This window comes from Halomonas sp. AOP7-E1-9, from assembly GCF_052376035.1.
GTDB lineage: Bacteria > Pseudomonadota > Gammaproteobacteria > Pseudomonadales > Halomonadaceae > Vreelandella > Vreelandella citrativorans.
Map to the genome: position 1 here is coordinate 1 of NZ_JBQSVC010000014.1, position 23,767 is coordinate 23,767.

17 protein-coding genes are annotated in these 23,767 nt (G+C 53.0%); 3 read left to right on the forward strand and 14 right to left on the reverse strand.

All coding sequences use genetic code 11. The features are described from left to right. Nucleotides 1–168: 168 nt before the first annotated feature. The 4 genes from ACT3R4_RS09620 to ACT3R4_RS09635 all read right to left on the reverse strand — a co-directional run bounded on the left by ACT3R4_RS09620 (nt 169) and on the right by ACT3R4_RS09635 (nt 5,507). Entirely contained in the window at nt 169–1,974 is a 1,806-nt protein-coding gene (locus tag ACT3R4_RS09620; RefSeq protein WP_441678724.1) for an acyl-CoA dehydrogenase C-terminal domain-containing protein, read from the reverse strand. A gap of 231 nt (nt 1,975–2,205) precedes the next feature. Then, nucleotides 2,206–2,973 carry an SDR family NAD(P)-dependent oxidoreductase gene (locus ACT3R4_RS09625; protein WP_193054906.1) on the reverse strand — a complete coding sequence of 256 codons (768 nt, stop codon included), beginning with the start codon at nt 2,971–2,973 and terminating at the stop codon, nt 2,206–2,208. Nucleotides 2,974–2,993: 20 nt separating this feature from the next. Then, nucleotides 2,994–4,658, reverse strand: coding sequence for an AMP-binding protein (locus ACT3R4_RS09630; protein ID WP_441678726.1), 1,665 nt, complete (start codon nt 4,656–4,658; stop codon nt 2,994–2,996). Between the two features lie 276 nt (nt 4,659–4,934). Next, on the reverse strand, nt 4,935–5,507 hold the full coding sequence (locus ACT3R4_RS09635; RefSeq protein WP_441678728.1) for a TetR/AcrR family transcriptional regulator: 573 nt from the start codon (nt 5,505–5,507) through the stop codon (nt 4,935–4,937). Nucleotides 5,508–5,624: 117 nt separating this feature from the next. On the opposite strand from ACT3R4_RS09635, the gene ACT3R4_RS09640 reads away from it, so the two are divergent. Continuing rightward, the gene (locus ACT3R4_RS09640) at nt 5,625–6,812 is read left to right on the forward strand and encodes an acetyl-CoA C-acyltransferase (protein WP_441678730.1); all 1,188 of its coding nucleotides are present in this window, start codon (nt 5,625–5,627) and stop codon (nt 6,810–6,812) included. Nucleotides 6,813–6,887: 75 nt separating this feature from the next. On the opposite strand, the gene pstB is transcribed toward ACT3R4_RS09640, so the two are convergent. From pstB to ACT3R4_RS09665, 5 genes are all read right to left on the reverse strand, one after another. Further along, the gene (pstB, locus tag ACT3R4_RS09645) at nt 6,888–7,691 is read right to left on the reverse strand and encodes a phosphate ABC transporter ATP-binding protein PstB (RefSeq protein ID WP_441678813.1); all 804 of its coding nucleotides are present in this window, start codon (nt 7,689–7,691) and stop codon (nt 6,888–6,890) included. A gap of 36 nt (nt 7,692–7,727) precedes the next feature. After that, nucleotides 7,728–9,086 carry a phosphate ABC transporter permease PstA gene (gene pstA / locus ACT3R4_RS09650; RefSeq protein ID WP_441678731.1) on the reverse strand — a complete coding sequence of 453 codons (1,359 nt, stop codon included), beginning with the start codon at nt 9,084–9,086 and terminating at the stop codon, nt 7,728–7,730. Nucleotides 9,087–9,092: 6 nt separating this feature from the next. Then, on the reverse strand, nt 9,093–10,472 hold the full coding sequence (gene pstC, locus ACT3R4_RS09655) for a phosphate ABC transporter permease subunit PstC (RefSeq protein WP_172117051.1): 1,380 nt from the start codon (nt 10,470–10,472) through the stop codon (nt 9,093–9,095). Between the two features lie 107 nt (nt 10,473–10,579). Further along, entirely contained in the window at nt 10,580–11,590 is a 1,011-nt protein-coding gene (locus tag ACT3R4_RS09660) for a substrate-binding domain-containing protein (RefSeq protein WP_172117052.1), read from the reverse strand. A gap of 179 nt (nt 11,591–11,769) precedes the next feature. Continuing rightward, nucleotides 11,770–12,957 (reverse strand): multidrug effflux MFS transporter, encoded by a 1,188-nt coding sequence (locus tag ACT3R4_RS09665; protein WP_441678733.1) that lies wholly within the window; start codon nt 12,955–12,957, stop codon nt 11,770–11,772. Nucleotides 12,958–13,123: 166 nt separating this feature from the next. Between ACT3R4_RS09665 and ACT3R4_RS09670 the strand changes: the two genes are divergently transcribed. Then, nucleotides 13,124–14,788 (forward strand): methyl-accepting chemotaxis protein, encoded by a 1,665-nt coding sequence (locus ACT3R4_RS09670; protein ID WP_441678735.1) that lies wholly within the window; start codon nt 13,124–13,126, stop codon nt 14,786–14,788. Nucleotides 14,789–14,814: 26 nt separating this feature from the next. Next, a complete protein-coding gene (tal, locus tag ACT3R4_RS09675) occupies nt 14,815–15,753 on the forward strand; it encodes a transaldolase (protein ID WP_441678737.1) in 939 nt (312 codons plus the stop codon). A gap of 96 nt (nt 15,754–15,849) precedes the next feature. Here tal and ACT3R4_RS09680 read toward each other — a convergent pair whose 3' ends face one another. From ACT3R4_RS09680 to hrpA, 5 genes are all read right to left on the reverse strand, one after another. Beyond that, a complete protein-coding gene (locus ACT3R4_RS09680; protein ID WP_441678739.1) occupies nt 15,850–16,368 on the reverse strand; it encodes an STAS domain-containing protein in 519 nt (172 codons plus the stop codon). After that, nucleotides 16,358–17,548 carry a PP2C family protein-serine/threonine phosphatase gene (locus tag ACT3R4_RS09685; protein WP_441678741.1) on the reverse strand — a complete coding sequence of 397 codons (1,191 nt, stop codon included), beginning with the start codon at nt 17,546–17,548 and terminating at the stop codon, nt 16,358–16,360. The genes ACT3R4_RS09680 and ACT3R4_RS09685 overlap by 11 nt, the downstream gene beginning before the upstream one ends. A gap of 8 nt (nt 17,549–17,556) precedes the next feature. Continuing rightward, a complete protein-coding gene (locus ACT3R4_RS09690; RefSeq protein ID WP_193054899.1) occupies nt 17,557–18,381 on the reverse strand; it encodes an MlaA family lipoprotein in 825 nt (274 codons plus the stop codon). 47 nt (nt 18,382–18,428) lie between these two features. Continuing rightward, entirely contained in the window at nt 18,429–19,550 is a 1,122-nt protein-coding gene (locus ACT3R4_RS09695) for a beta-ketoacyl-ACP synthase III (RefSeq protein ID WP_441678743.1), read from the reverse strand. A 112-nt stretch (nt 19,551–19,662) separates the two neighbouring features. Next, nucleotides 19,663–23,667 (reverse strand): ATP-dependent RNA helicase HrpA, encoded by a 4,005-nt coding sequence (gene hrpA / locus ACT3R4_RS09700; protein WP_441678745.1) that lies wholly within the window; start codon nt 23,665–23,667, stop codon nt 19,663–19,665. Nucleotides 23,668–23,767 lie beyond the last annotated feature (100 nt).

The window sequence follows — 23,767 nt, forward strand, 5'->3', positions numbered from 1 at the left end:
CGGACGTTTGGCAAGCACTATCTTTAAAAAGATCCAGCGCCCTATAAAAAAAGCGGCAGGTCTGCTTGATGGATATGCTCCATAACAAGAGACTGCCGCAAACCACCGAACACAGTACTGATAAAAACGTTTGGCGAATAACCAAAGCGTGCCTGCACACACTACATGTTAGATCTCAAAGCCCAGACCAAAATCTTCGCTGGAGATAGCCATTAAGCTGCCAGCACCGACCTGGATCATCTGCGCATGCGCTTTCGTACGCGGCAGTAGCCGCTGATAGTAGAATCGCGCAGTATTAAGCTTGGCGGCATAAAACGCCTTATCATCACCTTCAAGCGCAACAGATGCTTGTTTAGCCGCTCGCGCAAACAGATAAGCAAGCGCGACATAGCCGGAATACATCAGGTAGTCGACACTTGCCGCCCCAACTTCCTCACGATCCTGCATCGCTTTCATGCCAACCCCCATCGTCAGCTCACCCCACTCTGCGTTGAGCTTAGACAGCGGCTTAACAAACTCTTTAAGCGCAGGGTTATCAGCCTCGGCTTTACAGAATTTATGAATCTCTTTGGTAAAGACCTTGAGCGACTCCCCTTGGCTCATCAGCACTTTTCGCCCCAACAGGTCGAGTGCCTGAATGCCGGTAGTGCCTTCATAGAGCCGCGTAATACGTGCATCACGCACTAACTGCTCCATTCCCCACTCTTTAATAAAGCCGTGACCACCAAAAATTTGTACGCCTTCATTAGTACTCTCAAAACCAACTTCCGTTAGGAACGCTTTAACGATCGGCGTAAGCAGTCCCAGCAAGGTTTCAGCACGCTCTTTTTCTTCACCAGGCTGACCAAGCTCAACGGTGTCCAGCAACTGGGCGGCGTAAAGCACCAGCATGCGCCCACCTTCGGCAAACGCTTTTTGCGTTAGCAGCATCCGGCGCACATCCGGATGAACGATAATCGGGTCGGCAGGTTTTTCGGGCGCCTGCTTGCCTGACAAACCACGCATCTGTAGGCGGTCACGGGCGTAATTCAACGAATTTTGAAAACTGGCTTCAATGAGACCAAGCCCCTGGATACCCACGCCAAGGCGCGCAGCATTCATCATGGTAAACATGCACGCCAGGCCTTTATTAGGCGGCCCAACCAGATAACCAGTGGCACCATCAAAGTTCATAACGCACGTCGCGTTACCATGAATGCCCATTTTATGTTCTAGGGAGCCGCAGGTTACCCCATTGCGCTCACCGGGATTGCCATCCGCATTAGGTAAAAACTTAGGCACGACAAAGAGTGAAATACCTTTTGACCCTTCTGGCGCATCAGGCAGTTTGGCGAGCACCAGATGGACAATATTTTCGGCCAGATCATGCTCACCAGCGGAGATAAATATTTTGGTGCCGGTAATGGTATAAGCCTCCCCAGCGGCTGGCACGGCGCGAGTCTTGATTAACCCAAGATCGGTACCACAGTGAGGCTCTGTTAAGCACATGGTGCCCGTCCAAACGCCTTCCACCAGCTTGGTAAGATACGTCGCTTTCTGCTCGTCGGTGCCATGATGGCGCAGCGCGTCAGCGGCACCATGAGAAAGCCCTGGATACATACCCCAGGCTAAATTGGTCGCGCAGATCATTTCCGAAAGCACCATAGCAAGCGAAGGCGGCAACCCTTGCCCACCGTGCTCGGGATCAGCCGCCAGACTTGGCCAGCCGCCTTCTACGTACTGCTGGTACGCCTCCTTGAAGCCTTGAGGCGCTTTCACCTCACCGCCCTCTAGCACACAACCCTCTTCATCGCCGCTTTGATTAATTGGCAGGAGAACATCACGAGAAAAGCGCGCGCCCTCTTCCAGAATGGCGGCCACTACGTCGGGTGAAGCGTCATCACCTTCTGGCAATGCAGCGTAGTGAGTAGGGTAATCAAGCATTTCGTCCATGACGAAACGCATATCACGCAGAGGGGCCTGATAACTTGGCATAGCACTTCTCCTAAACGGGGAGTTGAAAGCAGCGCTGGATTTCAAAAAAACAGCTTTCAAACACATGTTTGAAAGCTAGCGCGCACCGCAAAGCGAGTCAAGCGAGCGTTTGAATTAAAGCCACATTAACGCTAGTCTTTTGGTCGAAGCATTGAGAATTGATCGGCTAAACGCAAAAAAACTCGCCAGCCGAATTGCTGGCGAGTTGATGTCTAAGCAACGGATGCGCTTTCACTGCATCCGAATACCACCGTCCAACCGAATCACCTCACCATTAAGCATGGAATTAACAATAATATGCTCGGCTAGCTGGGCAAACTCCTCTGCCCTGCCTAACCGCTTGGGAAAAGGAACAGAGGCGGCAAGCGCTTGGGCGGCTTCATCAGGTATGTCGCCCATCATCGGCGTTTCAAACACGCCCGGCGCAATCGCCATGACACGAATAGCATGCCGAGAAAGCTCTCTAGCGGCAGGCAAACTCATCCCCACTACGCCTGCTTTAGAGGCGCTGTAAGCGCACTGCCCCACTTGGCCATCGAAGGCGGCTATAGATGCCGTGTTAATAATCACGCCACGCTCGCCATCCTGATTGGGCGTGTTTTTTGCCATGGCCGCCGCTGCCAAGCGCATGACGTTGAAGGTGCCTACCAGATTGATATGGATTGTTTTGGCATAGGCATCCAGGTCAGCCGGATTGCCCTCCCGATCCACTAGCTTGGCCACGCTAATCACGCCAGCACAGTGAATAACACCCGCGAGCCCTTTTTCTTCGCTCAATTTGGCAGCGACCTCGAACGCCTGCTGCATCTGTTCTGAAGAGGTAATATCGGCCATACAGGCTTTTGCGCGCTCTCCTAGTTGGGCAGCATGACAGCGAATACTGTCTTTTACATCACACAGCACCACCTTGGCGCCAGCGGCCACTAACCGCTCAGCCGTTGCTGCGCCCAACCCAGACGCCGCCCCGGTAATTAAAAACGTGCTCTCCTTTACCTGCATAATGGCTCTCCCTGGATTGATTAATTGTTATGGCCGGCTTGTTCAACCGCTTGCGCACGTAGCTTGAAGCGTTGGATCTTGCCGCTAGGCGTTTTAGGCAACTCCTCGACGAATTCAATGACCCGAGGGAACGCATGGGCAGATAGACGTTCACGCACCTGCTGGCGAATCGCCTCAGCCAGCTCATTGCTTGGCTCGTATCCTTCGCGAAGCACAATATAGGACTTGATCACCTCGCCGCGAATTTCATCAGGCTGCCCGACCGCCGCAGATTCCGCCACGGCAGGATGCATCATGACACTATTCTCCACATCGGTAGGTCCTACCCGGTAGCCAGCGGTGGTAATGATGTCATCATCACGGCCTGCAAACTGGAACGAACCATCCTCATTACAGATCACTACATCGCCGGTCAGATAATAGCCTTTCACAAAGGGGTTTTTCTCTTGCCACGTATACCCTTGGAAAAAATGCGCCGGTGAATGTTCAATATCCACGGCCAATACGCCCGGCTCTCCCGCTGGCAACTCATTATACTCTGCATCCAGAATGGCCAGCCGATAGCCCGGCAAAGGTACGCCCATGCCACCTACATGCTTGGGGTGATCAAGGGTGTGATGATTGTTGCAGGTCATGCCCGTTTCGGTTTGCCCGTAGTGGTCCATCACTGAACAGCCAAGCGATTTTTCGACCCAGTTGACCACTTCAGTATTTAACGGCTCGCCTGCCGAGCTCGCAGCGCGCAGCGATAACGTTTGATAGGCATCATCGAACAACCCTGACGCCTTCATTAAACGATAGGCCGTGGGGGCTGCCGCAAAATTGGTGATCCGGTGACGTTTCATAAAGTCAAGCGCCCCTTCGGCACTAAACCCGGCTTCGCAGAAATGCGTGGTCACACCTAACAGCAGCGGTCCGGTAATGGCGTAGTAAAGGCCATACGCCCACCCAGGGTCCGCCATATTCCAGAAGCAGTCATCATCACGCAGGTCAACGGCAAGTTCCATATACAGCGCAAAGGCGGTCATTGCCGAAAGCGGCACGGCCACACCCTTGGGCTTGCCCACGGTACCCGAGGTGAACATTTGCAAAAAAGGCTGGGTAGGATCAAGGCGAGGCGGCTGGGTCGTCATCGACGCATGCGCCAAGGCAGCCTGCCAATCCAGATCATTTGGATGTTCGCGGCTCGCCCCTCCTACCGTCAGTATTGACGGGCACTGACTCAAGCCGTCAAATTTATCGCGGTTGGCGTGATCGGTGATCACCAGCTTGGTATCTGCCCGGCCTAAACGGTAATCCACTGCATCAGGCCCAAAGGCTGTAAATAGCGGCTGATACACACCACCTATCCGCCAGGTAGCCAGCACAGCTATCAGTAATGCCTCTGACCGAGGCAGCATACAGGCAATGCGGTCTCCCTCTTTTAGGCCTTGCGCCACCAACCAACCCGCCAGCTTGCCACTCTGTTCGTCCAGCTCGGCATACGTCAGGGTGTGCGTTACACCTTGGGTATCCTCATGAATCAGCGCCAGCACTTCTCCGCGCCCCGCTCGCACATGGCGTCCGCAGCACGCTTCAAAAGCATTGAGCTGGCCGTCCTGATAATCATCCAGACGGGCAACCATCTGGTCGATTGAGAAATGCTCAAGATAACCCGAATAATCGGGGAGTGGTGTCGCTGTCATGATGGCTCTCTTATGTTGTTGGTAATGAGCAGTCTTGCAACAGGCGGGGTAACGTTTTAAGTCATGCGTGCATTGCTTTCAGTTTACGTTAACGTAATCCCACAGATAACCTCAACGCTAAAAGCAATCCGCAGGAAGCGCAAGCTATCTACCGCATTAAAGGGTTATACGTTGGTCGAGGAAATACACAGACGAGTCGCTGGCAGCAAGTGCCTATTTACTACTGCTAGAAAAAAGCACTGAGGGCGTCTGGCTGGTTGCTTAAAAAAATAGCGCTTAGCGCGCCATGATCATCGCCACCAGCTCATCCGCAAGGTCATCTGGCGTACGTGGGCCACCTGGGTCATACCAGCGCACGGTCCAGTTCAAAGCGCCCAATATAAATCGCGAAACCAGAAAGCGATCCCCACGGATAAGCTTCGCTTCCAGTGCATCGTCTATAACCTGCACCCACAAGGCCTCATACGCATCGCGCAAATGGCTTAAGTGTGCGCTAGCGGCAGGGTCCAGGCGCCGCCATTCAAACAGGGCCACCACATGAGCATTGCGGTCGGTAAACAGCGTTTCCAGATGAGCACGTGCCATCGCGCGCAGCCGCGCTTCAGGGTCAGACGAGCAGCGCTCAATCGATTGACGAGCAATCATTAGCGCATTCTGCATTCCTTCCTCGATTACCGCAGCAAGGATTTCCTGTTTATCCTTGAAGTGATGAAACAGGCTGCCGGACTTGATCCCCATTTCCTGCGCCAGCATACGTACAGTGGTACGATCAAAGCCCTCCTGGACAAAGAGCTGAGCCGCTAAACGCGTCAATTCCTTGCGGCGCACAGATGCATTTATTACATTCATTTCACTCACACTAGCGCTTGCTTGGTTATCCACGAGAAAACCACAGCCCCGCCAACGGGTCAACGCATCGCTTATCGCCCAGCAGAATAATCACAATAAATCCTAAGGAGTTAGCTAATGAATACTGCAACCGATATCGTATTTCTATCCGCTGCACGCACCCCCATGGGAGGCATGATGGGCAGCTTATCGAGCATGAGCGCCCCTGAACTGGGCGCGGTTGCTATTCGTGCAGCGGTTCAACGTGCGGGCATTGAGCCCGATGCCATTGATGAAGGCATTATGGGCTGCGTGCTTCCGGGGGGCGTCAAACAAGGCCCTGCTCGCCAAGCCATGCGTCAGGCCGGCATACCCGATGCGTGCGGCGCAATGACGATTAACAAGCTATGCGGTTCAGGCATGAAGGCCACCATGCTCGCCCACGACGTAATTAAAGCGGGTAGCGGGCAAATTCTACTGGCGGGGGGCATGGAGTCCATGTCCAACGCCCCCTACGTGCTGACCAAAGCCCGCGGCGGTTATCGGTTAGGCCACGGCGAACTCAAAGACCACATGTTTTTGGATGGTCTTGAGGATGCTGAAACGGGCACATTAATGGGCGTTTTCGCTCAGGATATCGCTTCACGGCGAGGCTACACACGGGAGCGTTTGGATGATTTTGCCATTGCCTCGCTCGAGCGCGCTATCGCGGCTTCCAACGGTGGGCAACTGGATGCTGAAATGGCGCCCGTCACCGTATCTACGCGCCAAGGCGACACGCTTATTGAACATGATGAACAACCGTTTCAAGCCAAACTCGACAAAATTCGCCACATGCGACCAGCCTTTTCTAAAGACGGCACCATCACTGCAGCAAACGCCAGCTCTATCTCCGATGGCGCTTCAGCGCTTATTGTGGCAAGCGCAGAAGCAGCCGAACGCCACGGCGTGAAGCCATTAGCCAGAATGCTGGGGCATGCAACCCACGCTCGCCACCCCAGCGAGTTTACGATTGCCCCGGTAGGCGCCATAGAAAGCCTGATGAAAAAGCTTGGCTGGAGCGTCGGCGACGTCGATTTATTTGAGATTAACGAAGCCTTTGCCGTGGTGACGCTAATGGCAATGGACGATCTTGGCTTACCTCACAGCAAGGTCAATATTTTTGGTGGCGCCTGCGCCCAAGGGCACCCTGTTGGCTCTACCGGTTCACGCATCATTGCCACGCTTATTCATGCCCTACGTACTCAAGGCAGCAAACGTGGCATTGCCAGCCTGTGTATTGGTGGCGGCGAGGCCACAGCGGTTGCCGTTGAGCTTATCGACTGACATAAACGACGCGGGGCCAACGCTTTGCAGCGTTAGCCCCGCGTCTTCCTATCACTCACGCCAGGAAGTTGTTGCTTATCCAAACCGCCCGGTAATGTAGTCGTGAGTACGCTGATCCTGAGGGTTAGTGAATATCTGATCAGTGCTATCCACTTCGACCAGGTCGCCCATATGGAAGAACGCAGTGCGGTCTGCCACTCGAGCGGCCTGCTGCATATTGTGAGTCACCATAACGATGGTATAGCTCTCACTTAACTCATCAATCAGCTGCTCCACTTTGGCCGTGGCAATCGGGTCAAGTGCAGAGCACGGCTCATCCATCAAAATGACATCCGGACTTACCGCGACCGTCCGTGCAATACACAAACGCTGCTGCTGACCACCTGACAACCCGGTACCTGGCTGATCAAGACGGTCTTTTACCTCTTCCCAAAGCCCTGCGCGGCGCAGGCTGCTTTCTACAATATCGTCAAGCTCGGCCTTACGCCGAGCCAAGCCGTGCAAGCGCGGCCCATATGCAATATTTTCGTAGATGGATTTCGGGAAGGGGTTCGGCTTTTGGAACACAATCCCCACCTGAGCGCGCAGCAATACTACATCACGGTTAGCCGCATAAATATCGTTTTTATCTAATGTAATTTTGCCTTCAACACGACAGATATCGATGGTGTCGTTCATGCGGTTTAAGCAGCGTAAAAATGTCGATTTACCGCAACCGGAAGGCCCAATAAAGGCCAGCACTTCGTTTTCGTAGATATCCAGGTCAATACCGTTAATTGCCTGAGAGTCACCGTAAAACACCTTAACGGCTTCGGCACTCATTTTGACCTTGTCTTTCGCCTTGCTGGTGCGGCTTTCACCGCCCCCGACGCTAACCATGGGAGTTGTTGTCATCGGCTCTGTTGAAGTATTCACTTACCACCTCGTCTCGAATTTTTTACGCAACCAAATCGCCAATGCATTCAAGCTTAACATTAGTCCCAGCAATACAATGATGGCCGCAGACGTGCGTGCTTCGAAGAAATTACGCAGCTCATTGCCTTGCCATAGATAAATCTGTACTGGCAGCGCGGTTGATTGATCCAACGGTGTTGCTGGCACACTCGCGACAAACGCGTTCATACCGATCAGAAGCAAGGGCGCTGTTTCCCCCAATGCTTGAGCAACACCCAAAATAGAGCCTGTCAAAATACCGGGAAGCGCCAAGGGCAGTACGTGGTGAAATACCGTCTGCACTCGCGATGCCCCGATCCCCAACGCCGCTTGACGAATAGAGGGCGGAATGGAGCGTAACGATGCCCGCGTAGCGATAATAATGGTCGGTAATGTCATCAACGTAAGCACCAGCCCCCCTACCAGGGGCGCTGAAATAGGCAATCTTAAATAGCCAATAAAGATAGATGCGCCCAGCAAACCGAACACAATGGAAGGAACCGCTGCCAGGTTATTGATATTGATTTCAATTAGATCGGTTAAGCGATTCTTGGGCGCAAACTCTTCCAGATAAATAGCGCTTGATACCCCTAACGGCACAGACAGCGCGATGACGATGATCATCATAAACAGCGAACCCATAAAGGCACCGGCCAGGCCCGCTGATGCCAAAGAGCTGCGTGAGTCAGTATTTAAAAATAACGAGGTACTAAACGCGTTACGAATGACGCCAGAGGCTTCAAGCTCGTCAGCCCAGGCGCGCGTTTGAGCACTTAGCTGTTGGCGTGCATCCGGCAAATCACGATCAATATTGCCTTTGATCCAGACATCCACGTTCGCACTCGCCAGCATCTTGAGTTCGACGGTTTGCCCCAACAGCGAAGGATCTTCAATAAACCGATCACGCAACGCGTAGCGCTCGCCAGAGGTGACAAGCGCACGCAGATCACGTAACTGCGGCCCCTCTACCTCTACCCCCAACGCCTCTTCCAGTGCGTTATCAATTAAGGATTGCCAATTGGCCAGCCCTGCTTGTGTTTCCCACTGTAAAAAACGCTCTTCAAACTCAAACTGGCTCTCGCCACTAGCGCGTTCAGGCTTGGGCTCAAGCTGGATAACCTCAGGGTCGAAATACACATCCATGTACATGGTGGCTTGCCAAAATGCCGGCACACCACGCATTAGAATGCTGATAAACAGGATGGCGACCAGCACCATACCGGTAATAACAGCGACAAGTCCCATCCGCCGAAAGCTGTTTTCTTTACGATGCCGTTTCGCCAGCGACTTTTCTATCGTCATCAGCCGGTGTTGCCGGCGCTGCTCAATCGTTATGGACATAGTCACTTACTCGTATTGCTGGCGATATTTACGCACGACAACCAGTGCGATGACGTTTAGGCCTAAGGTGATCACAAACAGGGTAAGACCGAGGGCAAACGCAACCAGGGACTGGGGGCTTGCAAAATCCATATCCCCGGTCAACTGGTTAACAATCGTTACGGTAATAGTCGATACCGCCTCGAAAGGGTTGGCATGCAGTACAGGGTTATTACCAGCGGCCAATACCACAATCATGGTTTCCCCAATCGCGCGGCTAGCTGCCAGCAAAAAAGCACCCACAATGCCGGGAAGCGCAGCGGGCAATACCACCTGTCGAATCGTTTCAGACTTGGTGGCGCCCAAACCTAATGCACCATCCCTCAGCGACTTAGGCACTTGGGTAATAATGTCGTCAGACAGCGAGGAGACAAAAGGAATGATCATGATCCCCATGACCAGGCCCGCTGTTATCGCGCTGGTTGTGCGAATATTAATGCCAATCAGATCACCAAAAGCGGAGAGAAAGGGGCCCACAACCATCAGCGCGAAAAAGCCATAAACAATGGTCGGGATACCCGCCAAAATCTCAATCACCGGCTTGGCCACATTGCGCAACCAGGGCGGCGCGTACTCTGCCATGTAGATTGCGGTCATTAACCCAACAGGAATCGCTACCAACAGTGCAATGCCACTGACCATTATGGTGCCCCAGAGGAGGGGTAATAAACCAAACTCCCCTTGGTCAGAGGTACCAGAGGTGCTAAATCGAGGGTTCCAGGTAGTGCCAAAGAAGAAGTCGACGGGACTAATAAAACTAAAGAACTTCATTGCCTCGCCCAGCATGGAGAGCACAATGCCAATCGTTGTAAATATAGCGACAGCCGAGCTTGCGGCTAGCGCAAACATAATAACCCGTTCAACCTGGTTACGGGCGCGCCACTGGGGCGTGATACGCCGCCGTGCAATGACCAGGCCCGCCACAGATAGCACGGCGACTAATGCCACCAGGCTAAAATTTTCAAACGTTTGAAGCCTTGCCATATGTGCCGCAGCGGCCCACTCTTCAGGACTACCACCACCCGCTACGCCACGTTCGTTTGCCAAGGCAGTTACACGATCCAGAAACGTTTGCATTTCACGGTCGCTCATACTGGCAACCATGTCAGTAGGCAACTGCTGAATAACCAGCATGTCGATTAACTGAGGGGCTAAAAATGACCATAACAAAAATATAGCGAGTGCAGGCAAGCCGCACCAAAGCGCCACAAGCGTACCGTAATAGCCCGGCCGCGAATGCATTCGTACATCTTGAGTTGCCGCAACCGCACGGCTGCGCGTCAAGCCTAAATGGTATGCCAAGGCCATCAACACCAACAGCGTGGCTATCAAGGCAAAGTTGCTCATTATCTTTCCGCCTTTGACTTGCTACGTTTAAGCGCCAGCATCAACTGCATGATGCTGGCGCAAAAACAAACTTAATAAGGTACACCGAATCTGAAGCAGTGCCGCACTTAGTCGACGCTTACGACCGTACGGGATTCGAACTGCTCAAGCACTTGGCTACGCTCGCTCTCATCCATCGGGATCAGACCAGCGTCTTCCAGCGGGCTGCCATAGCCAGAGGTCATTTCGTTCAGGAAGAACTCCGTGTATTCCGCCAGGCCAGGAATCACGTCAATGTGCTCGCCCTTTACGTAGAAGAACAGCGGACGAGAAACCGGATACTCACCAGAGCCAATCGTTTCCAGGCTAGGTGTTACACCATCAACGGTCGCCACTTGCAAGCGGTCACGGTTTTGATCGTAGAAGCTAAGGCCGAAGACACCTACTGCATCTTCCTGAGCATCCAGGCGCGCCAGGGTTTCGGTGTAATCGCCGGCAATTTCAACGATACGGCCATCGCCACGCAGGTTGATGCAAGCATCGCCTTCTACTTCAGCAACAGTGTCACAACCCGGGTGAACGACTTTCTCTTCAAAGACTTCACGCGTACCGTGGTTGGAAGCCGGGATAACCAGTACGATTTCCTGGTCAGGCAGGTTGCTGTCGATTTCAGACCAGCGGGTGTAGGGGTTATCAACCAGTTCGCCGTTTTGCGGCAGTTGAGCAGCCGCCGCTTTGAAAACATGCTCAGGCGTTAGGGCAAACTCGCCACGATCAAGGCGCGAGGCAAATACAATGCCGTCGTAGCCGAATTGGATTTCAATAATTTCGTTAACACCGTTTTCGGCACAGCTCTCAACCTCACCGCTACGAATTGAGCGAGAAGCGTTAGCGATATCAATGGTGTTTTCACCAACGCCCTGGCAGAACTGACGAAGGCCGCCACTTGAACCACCAGAACCAACTACCGGCGTATTAAACTGAGAATACGTATTACCAAACTCTTCAGCCACGATACCTGCAAACGGCAGTACAGTAGAAGAGCCCGCAATTTGGATTGTGTCGCGAGCCATGGCAGCGCTTGAAACACCTACCGCTAGACCGGCTACTACTGCAACACTTAGCGTATGCTTTTTCACGTCGTGTTCCCCTCTGGTTTGATATCCGGCCAGCTGATGCTTACCGGAAGAGTTGGCCTTCTGGCCTTTCACAAAAGAGAGTTTGCACACGTATCATTGCAGAAATATGACAATCTCTAAATCGTTAAATACGCAAAACGTCGTATAGCAAAGGAGAACACTACGACAGGGTAAAACGACTAGCGACTCTGTTCTGAATTGGCGGTTAGCATCCGCACACCAATATTTCCAAGTAATGACGCCCCCAGCATGGTCAATACCATGGGCCACAGATGGGCGACTTCAAACGCCCCGACCAGCACCCCGGCAAGCGCGCCACAGCTAAACTGGATGCCACCCAGCAACGCCGTTGCGGTCGCACTGATATGCCCAAAGTGATCCAGCAGTGACGAGATAGCATTCGGAGTGATCAAGCCAATCATGCCGGTAAATACCATCACCAGAGGCACAACGGTATATAGCGTGACCATATCCAGCGCTGTAACGATCACCAAGCCCAAGCCCGCGATCATCTGGATCATTAACCCCAGGCGCAGGTTTTGTTGGGGTGTGCGTTGACGCAGCATATAAATATTAACGCGGTTGGAGAGCGCAATAACAACGACGTTAACCCCGAAAATCAGCGGATACATCCCCGGAGAGAGACCAAAATAATCAAGATAGACAAAGGGCGATGCTGTTACAAAGGCGAAAAGACCGGCAAAAGAGGCGGCCACTGCACAGATATACCCCATGCCTTCTTTATGCCGCAGCACGCTTACATAATTGCCGAGCACCTGACGAGGCGACGCTGCAGGCAGCGTCATATCACGGGTTTCGGGTAACCGCGTCCCCAGCAGCCAAAGCAAAAAGCCGGCATAAGCCGCAAGAAAAACAAAAATCAGCCACCAGCCTGCAATATGCAGCAGCATACTCCCCACCGCCGGAGCCACCAGGGGAGCCAACATCATGATCATGGCCATGGTCGACATCACTTTGGCAGCCTCTCGGCCGCTAAAGCAGTCGCGTACAATGGCGGCAGAGTTTACCACGCAGGCTCCGCCACCCAGTGCCTGGATAAATCGCCAAAACAAAAGCGAGTTAAGGCTATCAGCCGTGGTAATCATCAGGCTTGCCAGCATAAATACGACTAAACCGCCCATGAGTACCGGCTTGCGCCCTATCCGGTCAGATAGCGGTCCAAAGACAAGTTGGCCAATGGCAAAACCAAACAGGAACACACTAATCGAAAGCTCCGCGTGATGAATGCTGGCATTAACGGATTCCGCTAACACGCCAATCGCAGGCAAATAGGCGTCAATCGCAAAAGGGGCAAGCGCTGTGTTGGCAGCAACCAACAAAGCAACCCGTCGTGGGTTAAGTTCCATAGGACTCCCTGAATTAATTAGCCACCATCAAGCACAGCAGCAATCGATAGGCCGCTAATAGTAACGCGGTGATGAAAATTAAGCACCGCAGCCCCGAAAAACTGAAACATAAACTGCTTAGCCTAGGATTCATAAGCCTTTTCCAAGACCAACTCATGGAAGCACTATGAATTTTAGAGCGCTGAAAAATATCCCACTACGCTGGCTAAGCCTATCCGCCTTACTGCTTGTAGCACTGTGTGTGCTCATGTTTGCCCTACTGACATGGAAAATGATGCAGCAGAGCCAGAACGATTTAGCGCTTCTTGAACAGGTTAATGTTCAACAGTCGTCATCGCTAAACCGGCTTCATATAGCGGGCCTTGAGGGATTGCACCGTTTGGACAGAGCGCTTGAACGCAAATTGCGTCCCTCGCTAGGAGACCCGACAGAGGCGCTTCAAGCGGTCGAAAATGAGCTCTCTGAAATGGCAGTAGCGCTGGCAACGTTTTTGGAAGCAACCGCTGAAACACCTCACCCGACACTTCGAGACGCTATTGAGCAGCAGGCAACAGCGCTTATTGGCACGATGAATGAACAATTAAACGCCGTTCAGACAGGTGACCGCGGCGGCTACCGGCAATTGACGCTTGATGCGTTAGCACATAGCCAAGCCCTAACCGAAGAGGCACGTAGCTTTTATCAACTGGCTGACCGTCAGGGTACAGAGCTAATGACTAACGCTCAACGCCGCGGTCAGTTGATTGGTCAATTGCTGTCAGGAGGCATTGCTATTGCCTTGGCACTGCTAGGTTTAATGGCCTGGATTGGGCAGCGCCATGTTCTATTACCTATTAACCGCTTGGTCGCACACTTTCGTACAATGGCCGAGGGTGATTTAAGCGTTAAGGTCCCGGCTCAAGGCAATAATGAAATAGGCCAGCTCTACCAAGAGCTGGATAATATGCAGCGTGCACTCATTGAAACCGTTTCAGAGCTTCATAGTAATAGCCGCCATATTTTCGATAGCGCTCAACGCCTGGCGCTAGGCAATGAAGACCTTGCTATCCGAACGCGCCAGCAAAACGCATCCCACGAAACGACCGCGGCTAACCTGGATGAGCTGACAGAGAACGTTGCCACCACCGCTGGTTTTGCCGCCGATGCAACCCAACTAACGTCTACGGCGGCATCACAAACCCAAGACGGTAGCCAGATAATGACCAACTTCCTGACCACCATGGAGGAGATTCACGCACGCTCAAAAGAAGTCGATGAGATTGTTAATGTTATTGACTCCATCGCTTTTCAAACCAATATTCTTGCGTTAAACGCCTCTGTAGAGGCCGCTCGCGCTGGCGAACAAGGCCGAGGCTTTGCCGTCGTGGCGGGCGAAGTACGCCAACTAGCCTCACGCAGCGCTGAAGCTGCGCGCCAAATCCAAACCTTGCTTGCCACATCAGGCAACAGTATTGAGCGTGGCCATACCTTATCCAATAAGGCCAGCCACGGCATGAACGCGATTGTTGAAACGACCGAACAAGCCAATAGCATCATGCTTCAGATCGCTGATGCGGCTAATGAGCAGCACCGCCACATTGAACATCTGAATTCAACACTGCACGAACAGACCCAGGTGAATCGGGCCAATACCAAGCAGGTTGAAGCTACTGCTCAGGATGCAATGTCGCTTGAAGCCGCTGCAGAAAGGATGCGTGAACAAGCCGCACGCTTTAAAATCGGAGAGATATCCAGCGATGATTTTATTTGGCAAGCCTCTCCGCCAACACCTGACTTATCCAATACCCCCACATCGGATAATATTCAGCGAGCGCCTGCCTTGCTACAGTAAAGGACTAACGACGCAAGGAGTAATGAATGGCCACTAGCCTGCTAACACAGCTTAAAGAAATGACCTCGGTAGTCGCCGATACCGGCGACCTTGAAGCCATCCGACGTTTTGCGCCACAAGATGCAACGACGAACCCTTCGCTCATCCTACAAGCCGCTCAGCAAGAGCAGCGCCGCGCCCACTTGGCCACTATTGCCAAGGAAAGCAAGGATATTGATGATGCGGTTGACCGCGTGGCTGTCGAGATTGGCAGTGAAATTAGTGAACTGGTGCCCGGCTACGTATCCACCGAAGTAAGTGCTCGGCTTTCATTTGACCGTGATGCCACTATTGCGCGCGCGCATTCATTGATCGAGCGGTACGCCCAAAAGGGCGTGGGTCCTGAGCGCATACTAATCAAGATGGCCTCCACTTGGGAGGGTATTCAGGCAGCGCAGCAGCTTGAGCGTGAAGGCATCCGTACCAACCTCACGCTGCTGTTTGGTTTTGCTCAGGCTCAAGCATGTGCCGATGCAGGCGTCACTTTGATTTCGCCGTTTGTCGGGCGCATCCTCGATTGGCATAAATCTCGTCAGCCTGAAGCCGATTTTAACGGTAACAATGACCCAGGCGTACAGTCTGTCAAACAGATTTACAGCTACTACAAGGGCCATAACTACGCCACCATCGTAATGGGCGCAAGCTTTCGTAATATCGGCGAGATTATATCTCTGGCAGGCTGCGACCGTCTGACCATTTCGCCCAAGTTGCTTACCGAGTTGGATGAACAGCAGGGTGAACTAACTCGCCAGCTAACGCCGATGGGCGCGAGTAGCTCAGCGGACGAGCCATTAACGCAAAGCGATTTCCGCTGGGCCATGAATGAAGATGAAATGGCGTCTGATAAACTAGCGGAAGGTATTCGCAAATTTATGGCCGACCAGCGTGAGCTGGAAACATTGCTCGGCACACTGCGAAAGTCATAAGTTATTAAATTGCGCCACGCTTAAACGACACCCCCCACAAAAGTGGGGGGGGTTGTCAGTCGTCGGAGCCTCCCTTTCTTTATCAGGGAGGCTTTTTTAATGGTGGGGTTCTGTATTCTGCGCTTCCAACATCTCAACCAACGGCTGGAACTGCTCGCGATTATGCTCATTCATGTGCATTAAAATACGATGCGCTTCAAGAATTCGCTCGCGCAGCCCATCTTCATCCGCAGGCTCTTCAGGCAGCTCAACAAGCGCATCGCTAAGCGCTGGCGGCTGTTGAAGCGGCGCCTCCATCAAGGTAAAAAAACGCGCAAAGCCCATAACATCGAGCATTTTACGAACATCAGGATTATCCGCAATGATAGTAGGCGGGTGGGCCAAGCGCCCTTTTACAGCCATCGCCACCTTTGCAAGAAAACCCAATGCCGTTGAATCGACATTGGTCGCTTCACGCAAGTCAATCATTACCGCACGTAACCCAGGCGTTTCAGCCAGATGTTGTGCCTGGGTATCCAGCGTGGCACAAAGCGTTAACCGCACATCGCCACAGAGTTTTAAGACAAAAACACCGGACTCGAACGCCGCTTTAATACGGCCTTCATCAATCAGCATGACCAAATCCGCTCACCATCATGATTGTTAGATCATCGGGTAAAGCACCGCGTTCCTGGTTCGCCTCACCCGTCTCCCCTGCTGCCAGCAGGACACTTGTTTTGGCTAGCCGTTCGCGCAACTGCTCAAGCGTGACACTTTCGCTTACTAATTGCTCAAGCTCCTTGAGCCGCGTGTCGAGCGTTTTACCCGGCAAGCATTCCAATACACCATCTGAACACAGCCATAATCGAAATTCGGCCGGCAAGGCACAGCTCAGCGAAGGATACTCTATATCGGGGAAAAGGCCTACTGGCATCCCCTCTCCTTCAAGCCGGGAGAGCTTACCGCCCGCAACCAAAAAAGGCATCGGTAGCTGTGCACCGAGCGAATAGTGAAGAGTATGAGAGTGATGGTCAATAACACCTACAAACAACGTTGCATGTTTACCGATATCGGTCCCCTGCAACTCTCGATTCATAGCGGCCAACCAGTCCGGCGCCAAGCACTCGGGCTTGTGGCCGTCCCACTCATTTAGCCAACGGTTGCATAAATACTTTAACAGCACGGTCACAAACGCCGAGGATGCGCCGTGCCCAGAAACGTCTGCAAAATAAAACGCACTGTAACGGTCGTTGTAACGCTGATAATCCAGAAAGTCGCCGGATAGATAAAGCGAGGGCGCAAACCAATAATCATAGTAAACGCCGTTCACCACCTTGGGGTGAGCAGGCAATAACCGACGCTGAATATGCCCCCCACTTTGCTGGTCCATGCGCAGCAGCGCCAGATGTGTCTCCAGGCTCTCGTTTAATTCAGCGAGTCTTTCTCTATCACGGTCTCGCTCAATGGCTAACTCATTGAGCTCAATAGCCTTACGAATCATTCGTCGCAGCAGTTCAGCATGGCGTAGAGGATGAACGATATAGTCCACCAACCCTATGTCAATCGCCTTGATCAGGTCCGCATCCTGACGCGAGTCGCTTACCACCAACGTGGGTAAGCGACGCGTCAACTGCGACCACTGCTGCTGAGGCACCGAGTGCGCATGCGCAACAATTAAAGCGGTTTCTTCTGGAAGATAGTCGATATTATCTGCAGCATATACGCCCATACCGTCACACGTGATGGCTTCTGCCAGCGCATCGCGCTCCGGACCGGGCGCGTCAATTACCGCAACCAGTTGCCTGGAATGATCCATATCAAGCCTCAATCGGCGAAATCGTCGTCACTAACATCGCTGTCGTCGAAATCACTGTCATTGAAATCGCTGTCGTTAAAGTCAAAATCATCCATTGCAAACGGGTCATCGCCTAACTCGCCGTCACTAATTTCAAACTGGCGGCTCTGCAAATAAGCGTCGCGCACAAAGCTGTAGCGATCACCACTAATCAAGTTTTCCCGATCAAGTAATGCGGCGCGTCGATCAATAATATTGAGCGCGCTTAATACAAGCTCGGTGGTGTTATCATCCACGTAAACGATGGGATAGGTCATGATATCAGCAGGCCGACCCGTAGCATCACGTAACGTACTGGGCCCCAAAAACGGCAAGACAAGGTAGCGTGAGTCATCCCACCCCCAGGCCGCCAGCGTTTGCCCGAAATCCTCGTCGCTTGCGTTAATCTCCATCAACGTCGCGTAATCAAGCAACCCACCGATACCCACCGTTGTGTTGATCAAAAAACGGGATGTTGCCAACCCAGCGTTCGCCGGTTTTCCTTGAAGAAGACTATTTATAGTCGTACGAATTTCGCCAAGGTTGGAGAAAAAGTTGCTGACACCGGTTTGTACAGGGCTCGGCGTAATCGTGCGATACCCTTGGGCTACCGGCTTCAACGTATACTGATCAACGACATCGTTAAAGGCGAAAACGCGGCGATTAAAGCCCTCCCACGGATCATCCGGATTCGCATCTTGAGCCATTTGCGTGCTGGCACAACCGCTAGCCGCCATGGTGATAAGCAGCACAGCTGGTAGGGCTGCGTTACGCAGTGAAAAAGTGGTGGCTTGCCTGGCTAACAACCGCAGCATGGTTATTCCTCTTCAAAAACTAACGTACTATCACTGACGTCGTACTGTTACTGACGTCGAACTACGACGCTACCTGCGCTGTAGCCTGCTCCAAAGGAGCAAATCACACCAATGTCGCCCTCCACCATATCCTCATGATGTAAATGAAAGGCAATAATGGAACCAGCGGAGCTTGTGTTTGCATAGCGGTCTAAAATGATGGGCGCTTGCGCCTCACTGGGCTCAAAACCCAATACCCTGCGGGCGATAAGATCGTTCATATGGCGGTTAGCCTGATGCAGCCACATTTTTTTGAGATCACTTCCCGATAGCTCCAACGAGGTCAAGTGATCTGTAATCAACTGGGCTACCATGGGACATACTTCTTTGAAAACTCGCCGCCCTTCTTGCACAAAGAGCTTATCAATTGCTAACGGATCACTGTCCGTCACACGGTTTAAAAAGCCGGCATTATTGCGAATGGCATTGGAAAACTGGGTAACAAGCCGCGTACCTATAATTTCAAAGCGCTCATCGGCCACTGCATCGACACTATTTTCCAGGACCACAGCGGTGCAAGCATCGCCGAAAATAAAGTGGCTGTCACGGTCTCGAAAGTTTAAATGTGCCGAACAGATTTCCGGGTTCACTACCAGGGCGCGCTTAATACTGCCGGACGCAATAGCATTAGCGGCCGATTCAAGGGCGAACGTAGCAGAGCTGCAAGCCACGTTCATATCAAATCCATAACCCTTGGCACCCAGCATCTGCTGCACTTCTACCGCTAACGCAGGATAGGCACGCTCCATATTGGAGCAAGCCACAATCACCAGTTCGATGTCACCAGGTGCTACCTGGGCCTTTTCCAGCGCTTGGCGTGCGGCAGAGACGGCCATGTCACACTGAATAGAGGGCTCGTCATTTTGACGTAATGGCAGCCGAGGACACATCCGCTCAGGATCTAAAATACCTGAAGCATCCAATACGTAACGACTTTTAATACCAGAGGCTTTTTCGATGAACTCGCTGCTGGAGTGGGCTAGCGGCTCACGCTCACCCCGTGCAATCGCATCCGCATGACACGCATTTTCGTTATCCACCCACGTATTAAATGCAGCCACCAGCGCCGCATTATCAATGGCGTGTTCCGGTGTATAAAGCCCTGTCCCGGTTATCACCACGTTTGTCATGCCTATCTCCTCTAAGCGGCTTTTGCCCCTATTGCTTGCTGTTCAGACTCAGGCCCAAGGCTCGCGCTTAATATTACTGTGTGCGTTATTTGCAGGGTTTACCAGTCATCTTTTAAACGCTAATTATTTCTTGCCAACGCTTTTCAAGGCGCTTTGCCGATACGGGCATCAGCGTTCCCAACTGCTGAGCAAAAAGGGAAACGCGAAGCTCCTGTATCCACCAGCCAAATTCCACCAACTCGGGATCTTCAACACGCCCCCGACACTCGCTTTTACGCCGCGCATCAAAGCGAGTTTCAAGGGCCTGAACGTCATGCATCAGCATCTGGTCACGCCCGCGCTCACGTGCGGCTTTCTCAAGGCGGATGAGCGCGGCTTCGGTGTAACGAGGATACTCTGTCAGCCATTGGCCTGCATCACGAATGAACCCCGGGTAGACCAGCCGCTGCATCTGTACGCTGATATCGTTATACACTAGGGCAAGCGCAAAATTGAGCTTGCCTTTAAGCACTTTACTCACTGCCAAGTGACCTTTTAGCGCCGCCTCGACCTGTTCAAGCAGGGAAGTCGCGTAATCAATCAACGCTGCTTTGGTAACATCCAGGCGAGCACTCAATTCGGCCGATGAACGCGGCAAAGGGTGCTGGGCAACGACTTGAGTAAAGACGGCTAACATCAGGTCATCCAGCAACGCTTGCTTGCTGCCCACTTTGGCAAACAGCAGCGCGCATTTTTCAACACCGGGTAGGCGCTTAATCGCTTTTACCTGGTCAGGCTGTTTGGCAATTGCCAGCCGGGCAACCCCCTCTTGATGCGCCGCCAATGCCTTTGCCGGATGATCAAAAAGTGCGACCTTAAACTCACTGGCTTCAGCCACCAACGCCGGGTAGGCCTCGACACGAATACCCGCCTGCGTAGTCACACGCGAATCAGGCAATGGCTCCTCAGGCAGGCCGTCAAGCGTAGGCGCCTGGTTTGCCTGCTCGGCCAACGCCTGGGCACCGGCACTGGCCGCCGCTTCAAAGCGCTGCTCCAGCGCTCTGACATCGCGCCCTTGACCCAGCAGCTCTCCAGCATGATTGACGACTCGAATGTTCATAATCAGGTGGGCATCGAGTAAATCCAGCCGCCAGTCATCCGGATGAACACGCGTTGCGGTACGTCGACGTATAAATTCGCCCAATGCTTCTGTGAGCGGGCGCTGATCGGGCACTAGGGTTTCCAACGCTGCATCGACCCAATCAGGAATGGGTACCACCTGGCGGCGAATGCTTTTAGGCAGCGACTTTAAAAGCGCAATACACTTTTCTCTTAACAGCCCAGGCACCAACCACTCTAATGCGTGCACAGGCAATTGAGGCAGCATGGCGGCAGGTACGGTCAATGTAACGCCATCATCGTCTGCATTGGGATCAAAGTGATAACTCACCGGATAAGCCACCCCGGCAAGTGTTAAATGGTCAGGGTACTGCGCTTGGGTGACATCGGCGGCGTCACGCGCTTTCAGCGCATCCAGATCAAAATTCAACAGCGCAGGCGTCTGGCGTTCAGCCTGCTTGCGCCAGTGCTCGAAGCCTTTACCATTGACAATGTCGTCTGGAATACGCGCGTCGTAAAACGCAAACAACGCCTCTTCATCGACCAGAATATCACGGCGGCGGGCGCGGTCTTCAAGCGCCTCCACTTCGTCAATGAGTGCGCGGTTATGAGCAAAAAACGCGCCCTGAGTCGTAAACTCGCCTTCCACCAGCGCACGGCGGATAAACAGCTCGCGCGATTCTTTGGGGGCAATCGGCCCATAGTGCACACGCCGACGCGCGACAATAGGCAGGCCAAACAGCGTTACTTGCTCAAAAGCAACGACCTGCGCGCGCTTTTGTTCCCAATGAGGTTCGCTATAGCTGCGTTTCACCAAGTGCTGAGCCTGCGGTTCGATCCACTGGGGATCGATCTTGGCAACGGTGCGTGCATACAGTTTTGTGGTTTCAATCAGCTCAAATGCCATTAGCCATTTGGGCGATTTTTTGGCGAGCCCCGAGCCGGGGTGAATCATGAATTTACGATTACGTGCGCCCAGGTACTCGCGATTTTCCACTACCGTGCCCAGGTTAGACAAAAGGCCTGAAAGAAGCGCCTGGTGTAACTTACCTGAGGTCTTGCGTCTGGCCTGACGCGCCTGCTCTTCGCTCTCCTCGTCATTGCGCGGTAGCGGCGCAGGAACATCGATCTGCATATCGCGCAGCAACTGCCTAAGTTGGCGGAACGTATCGTGCCATTCACGCATACGCAGATAATTAATATAGTGCTCGCGACACCAGCGGCGCAGCTGATTGCCGGATAATGCTTCGCGGGCATTCTCAATGCCGTGCCACAAATTGAGCAGCGCGACAAAATCTGAATCCGGGTCGTGCCAACGCTGGTGCGCCTGATCGGCAGCCTGGCGTTTATCGGCCGGACGGTCTCGCGGGTCCTGAATGGCAAGCGCGGACACCACCACCAGAACATCACGCAGGCTACCGCGCTCCGCACCTGCTAACACCATTCGTGCCAAGCGCGGGTCGATGGGTAGTTTCGCTAACTTTCGCCCCAACTCGCTCAGGTGATGCTTTTCGTTGACCGCGCCCAGCTCAAACAGTAGCCGAAAGCCATCTTTTACAAAGCGGCTGTCCGGTGGGTCTACAAAGGGAAACGCTTCAATATCACCCAGTTTTAGCGCCAGCATCGACAGAATGACCGAGGCTAAATTGGTCCGCTGAATTTCAGGATCGGTAAAGGCTGGACGCGAGACGAAGTCCTCTTCGTCGTAAAGACGAATACACACCCCTTCTGCCACCCTACCGCAGCGCCCCTTGCGCTGATTGGCACTCGCCTGGCTTACCGGCTCAATCGGTAGGCGCTGAATTTTTGCCCGATAGCTGTAGCGGCTAATCCGGACAAGCCCCGGGTCCACCACATAACGAATGCCGGGCACCGTCAACGAGGTTTCCGCAACGTTAGTGGCCAACACAATGCGCCTTCCACGGTGGGCAGAAAAAACCCGGTTCTGCTCCTCATTGGAGAGACGTGCGTACAGCGGCAGAATTTCCGTCCCTTGCAAATCAGCCCGGCGTAACGTATCGGCTGTTTCACGAATTTCTCGCTCGCCCGGCAAAAATACCAGAACATCCCGGGGGCCATGTAGCCAGCCTTTTTCGCGCTCGATGGCTTCGATTTCGAGAACGGCGTGCAAAATCCCTTCTTGTAAGGTGCGATCCTCTTCATCTTCTTCATCACGCACCAAAGGGCGATAATGCACATTGACCGGATACGTGCGTCCTGATACCTCAACGACGGGCGCGGGTGCTTTAGGCGTACCGAAATGCGCGGCAAAACGATCAACATCAATGGTTGCCGAGGTAATAATCACTTTAAGGTCAGGACGTTTAGGCAACAGCCTTTTTAAATAGCCCAGCAGAAAATCGATGTTCAGGCTGCGCTCGTGAGCCTCATCAATAATGATGGTGTCGTAGCGCAGCAACAAGGGGTCGTGCTGGGTTTCAGCCAGCAAGATACCATCGGTCATTAGCTTCACTAGCGTGGTGGAGCTACTTTGATCCGTAAAACGTACCTGATAGCCCACCTGCTCACCAAGCGGCACCTCAAGCTCTTCGGCCAGCCGCCCGGCAACACTGCGCGCCGCCAAACGCCGCGGCTGTGTATGACCAATAAGTCCTTTACGTCCACGGCCTAACTCTAGGCACATTTTGGGGAGCTGAGTCGTTTTTCCCGACCCGGTCTCCCCCGCCACTACCACCACCTGATGGTCACGAATGGCGTTTAAAATATCTTCCCGGCGCTCAACCACCGGCAATTCAGCCGGATAGTTAAAGGTCACCTTCAACGCCTCGCGCTGGTTAAACACTTGCTGTGCCCGGTGAATATCGCGCTGCACCTCGTGCAAACCGTGATCAATCGGCTTGTTGTCACGCAGGCGACGCACCAGCCCTGCTACGCGCCGCTCAAGACGCTGGGCATCACGCAGCATAACGTTGCTTATGGTTTCATTAAGCTTAGCCAAGCGTTGATTATCGGTAAGATCAGAGGGCATATCGGTGGTCACGTTAGGCTCAGTTTCCATTCGTTATTGAAAAGCAGATGTACCAATGGATTATCGGTAGGGCAAATAACTATTCGGCCCGCTACGCAAGCGGGCCGAATATTGTAACGCTTTCACCAAC

Coding starts and splice junctions, on each gene's coding strand:
- ACT3R4_RS09620 (WP_441678724.1), bottom strand. CDS start 1,974: ATGCCAAGTTATCAGGCCCCTCTGCGTGATATGCGTTTCGTCATGGAC.
- ACT3R4_RS09625 (WP_193054906.1), bottom strand. CDS start 2,973: ATGCAGGTAAAGGAGAGCACGTTTTTAATTACCGGGGCGGCGTCTGGG.
- ACT3R4_RS09630 (WP_441678726.1), bottom strand. CDS start 4,658: ATGACAGCGACACCACTCCCCGATTATTCGGGTTATCTTGAGCATTTC.
- ACT3R4_RS09635 (WP_441678728.1), bottom strand. CDS start 5,507: ATGAATGTAATAAATGCATCTGTGCGCCGCAAGGAATTGACGCGTTTA.
- ACT3R4_RS09640 (WP_441678730.1), top strand. CDS start 5,625: ATGAATACTGCAACCGATATCGTATTTCTATCCGCTGCACGCACCCCC.
- pstB (WP_441678813.1), bottom strand. CDS start 7,691: ATGGTTAGCGTCGGGGGCGGTGAAAGCCGCACCAGCAAGGCGAAAGAC.
- pstA (WP_441678731.1), bottom strand. CDS start 9,086: ATGTCCATAACGATTGAGCAGCGCCGGCAACACCGGCTGATGACGATA.
- pstC (WP_172117051.1), bottom strand. CDS start 10,472: ATGAGCAACTTTGCCTTGATAGCCACGCTGTTGGTGTTGATGGCCTTG.
- ACT3R4_RS09665 (WP_441678733.1), bottom strand. CDS start 12,957: ATGGAACTTAACCCACGACGGGTTGCTTTGTTGGTTGCTGCCAACACA.
- ACT3R4_RS09670 (WP_441678735.1), top strand. CDS start 13,124: ATGAATTTTAGAGCGCTGAAAAATATCCCACTACGCTGGCTAAGCCTA.
- tal (WP_441678737.1), top strand. CDS start 14,815: ATGGCCACTAGCCTGCTAACACAGCTTAAAGAAATGACCTCGGTAGTC.
- ACT3R4_RS09680 (WP_441678739.1), bottom strand. CDS start 16,368: ATGCTGATTGATGAAGGCCGTATTAAAGCGGCGTTCGAGTCCGGTGTT.
- ACT3R4_RS09685 (WP_441678741.1), bottom strand. CDS start 17,548: ATGGATCATTCCAGGCAACTGGTTGCGGTAATTGACGCGCCCGGTCCG.
- ACT3R4_RS09690 (WP_193054899.1), bottom strand. CDS start 18,381: ATGCTGCGGTTGTTAGCCAGGCAAGCCACCACTTTTTCACTGCGTAAC.
- ACT3R4_RS09695 (WP_441678743.1), bottom strand. CDS start 19,550: ATGACAAACGTGGTGATAACCGGGACAGGGCTTTATACACCGGAACAC.
- hrpA (WP_441678745.1), bottom strand. CDS start 23,667: ATGGAAACTGAGCCTAACGTGACCACCGATATGCCCTCTGATCTTACC.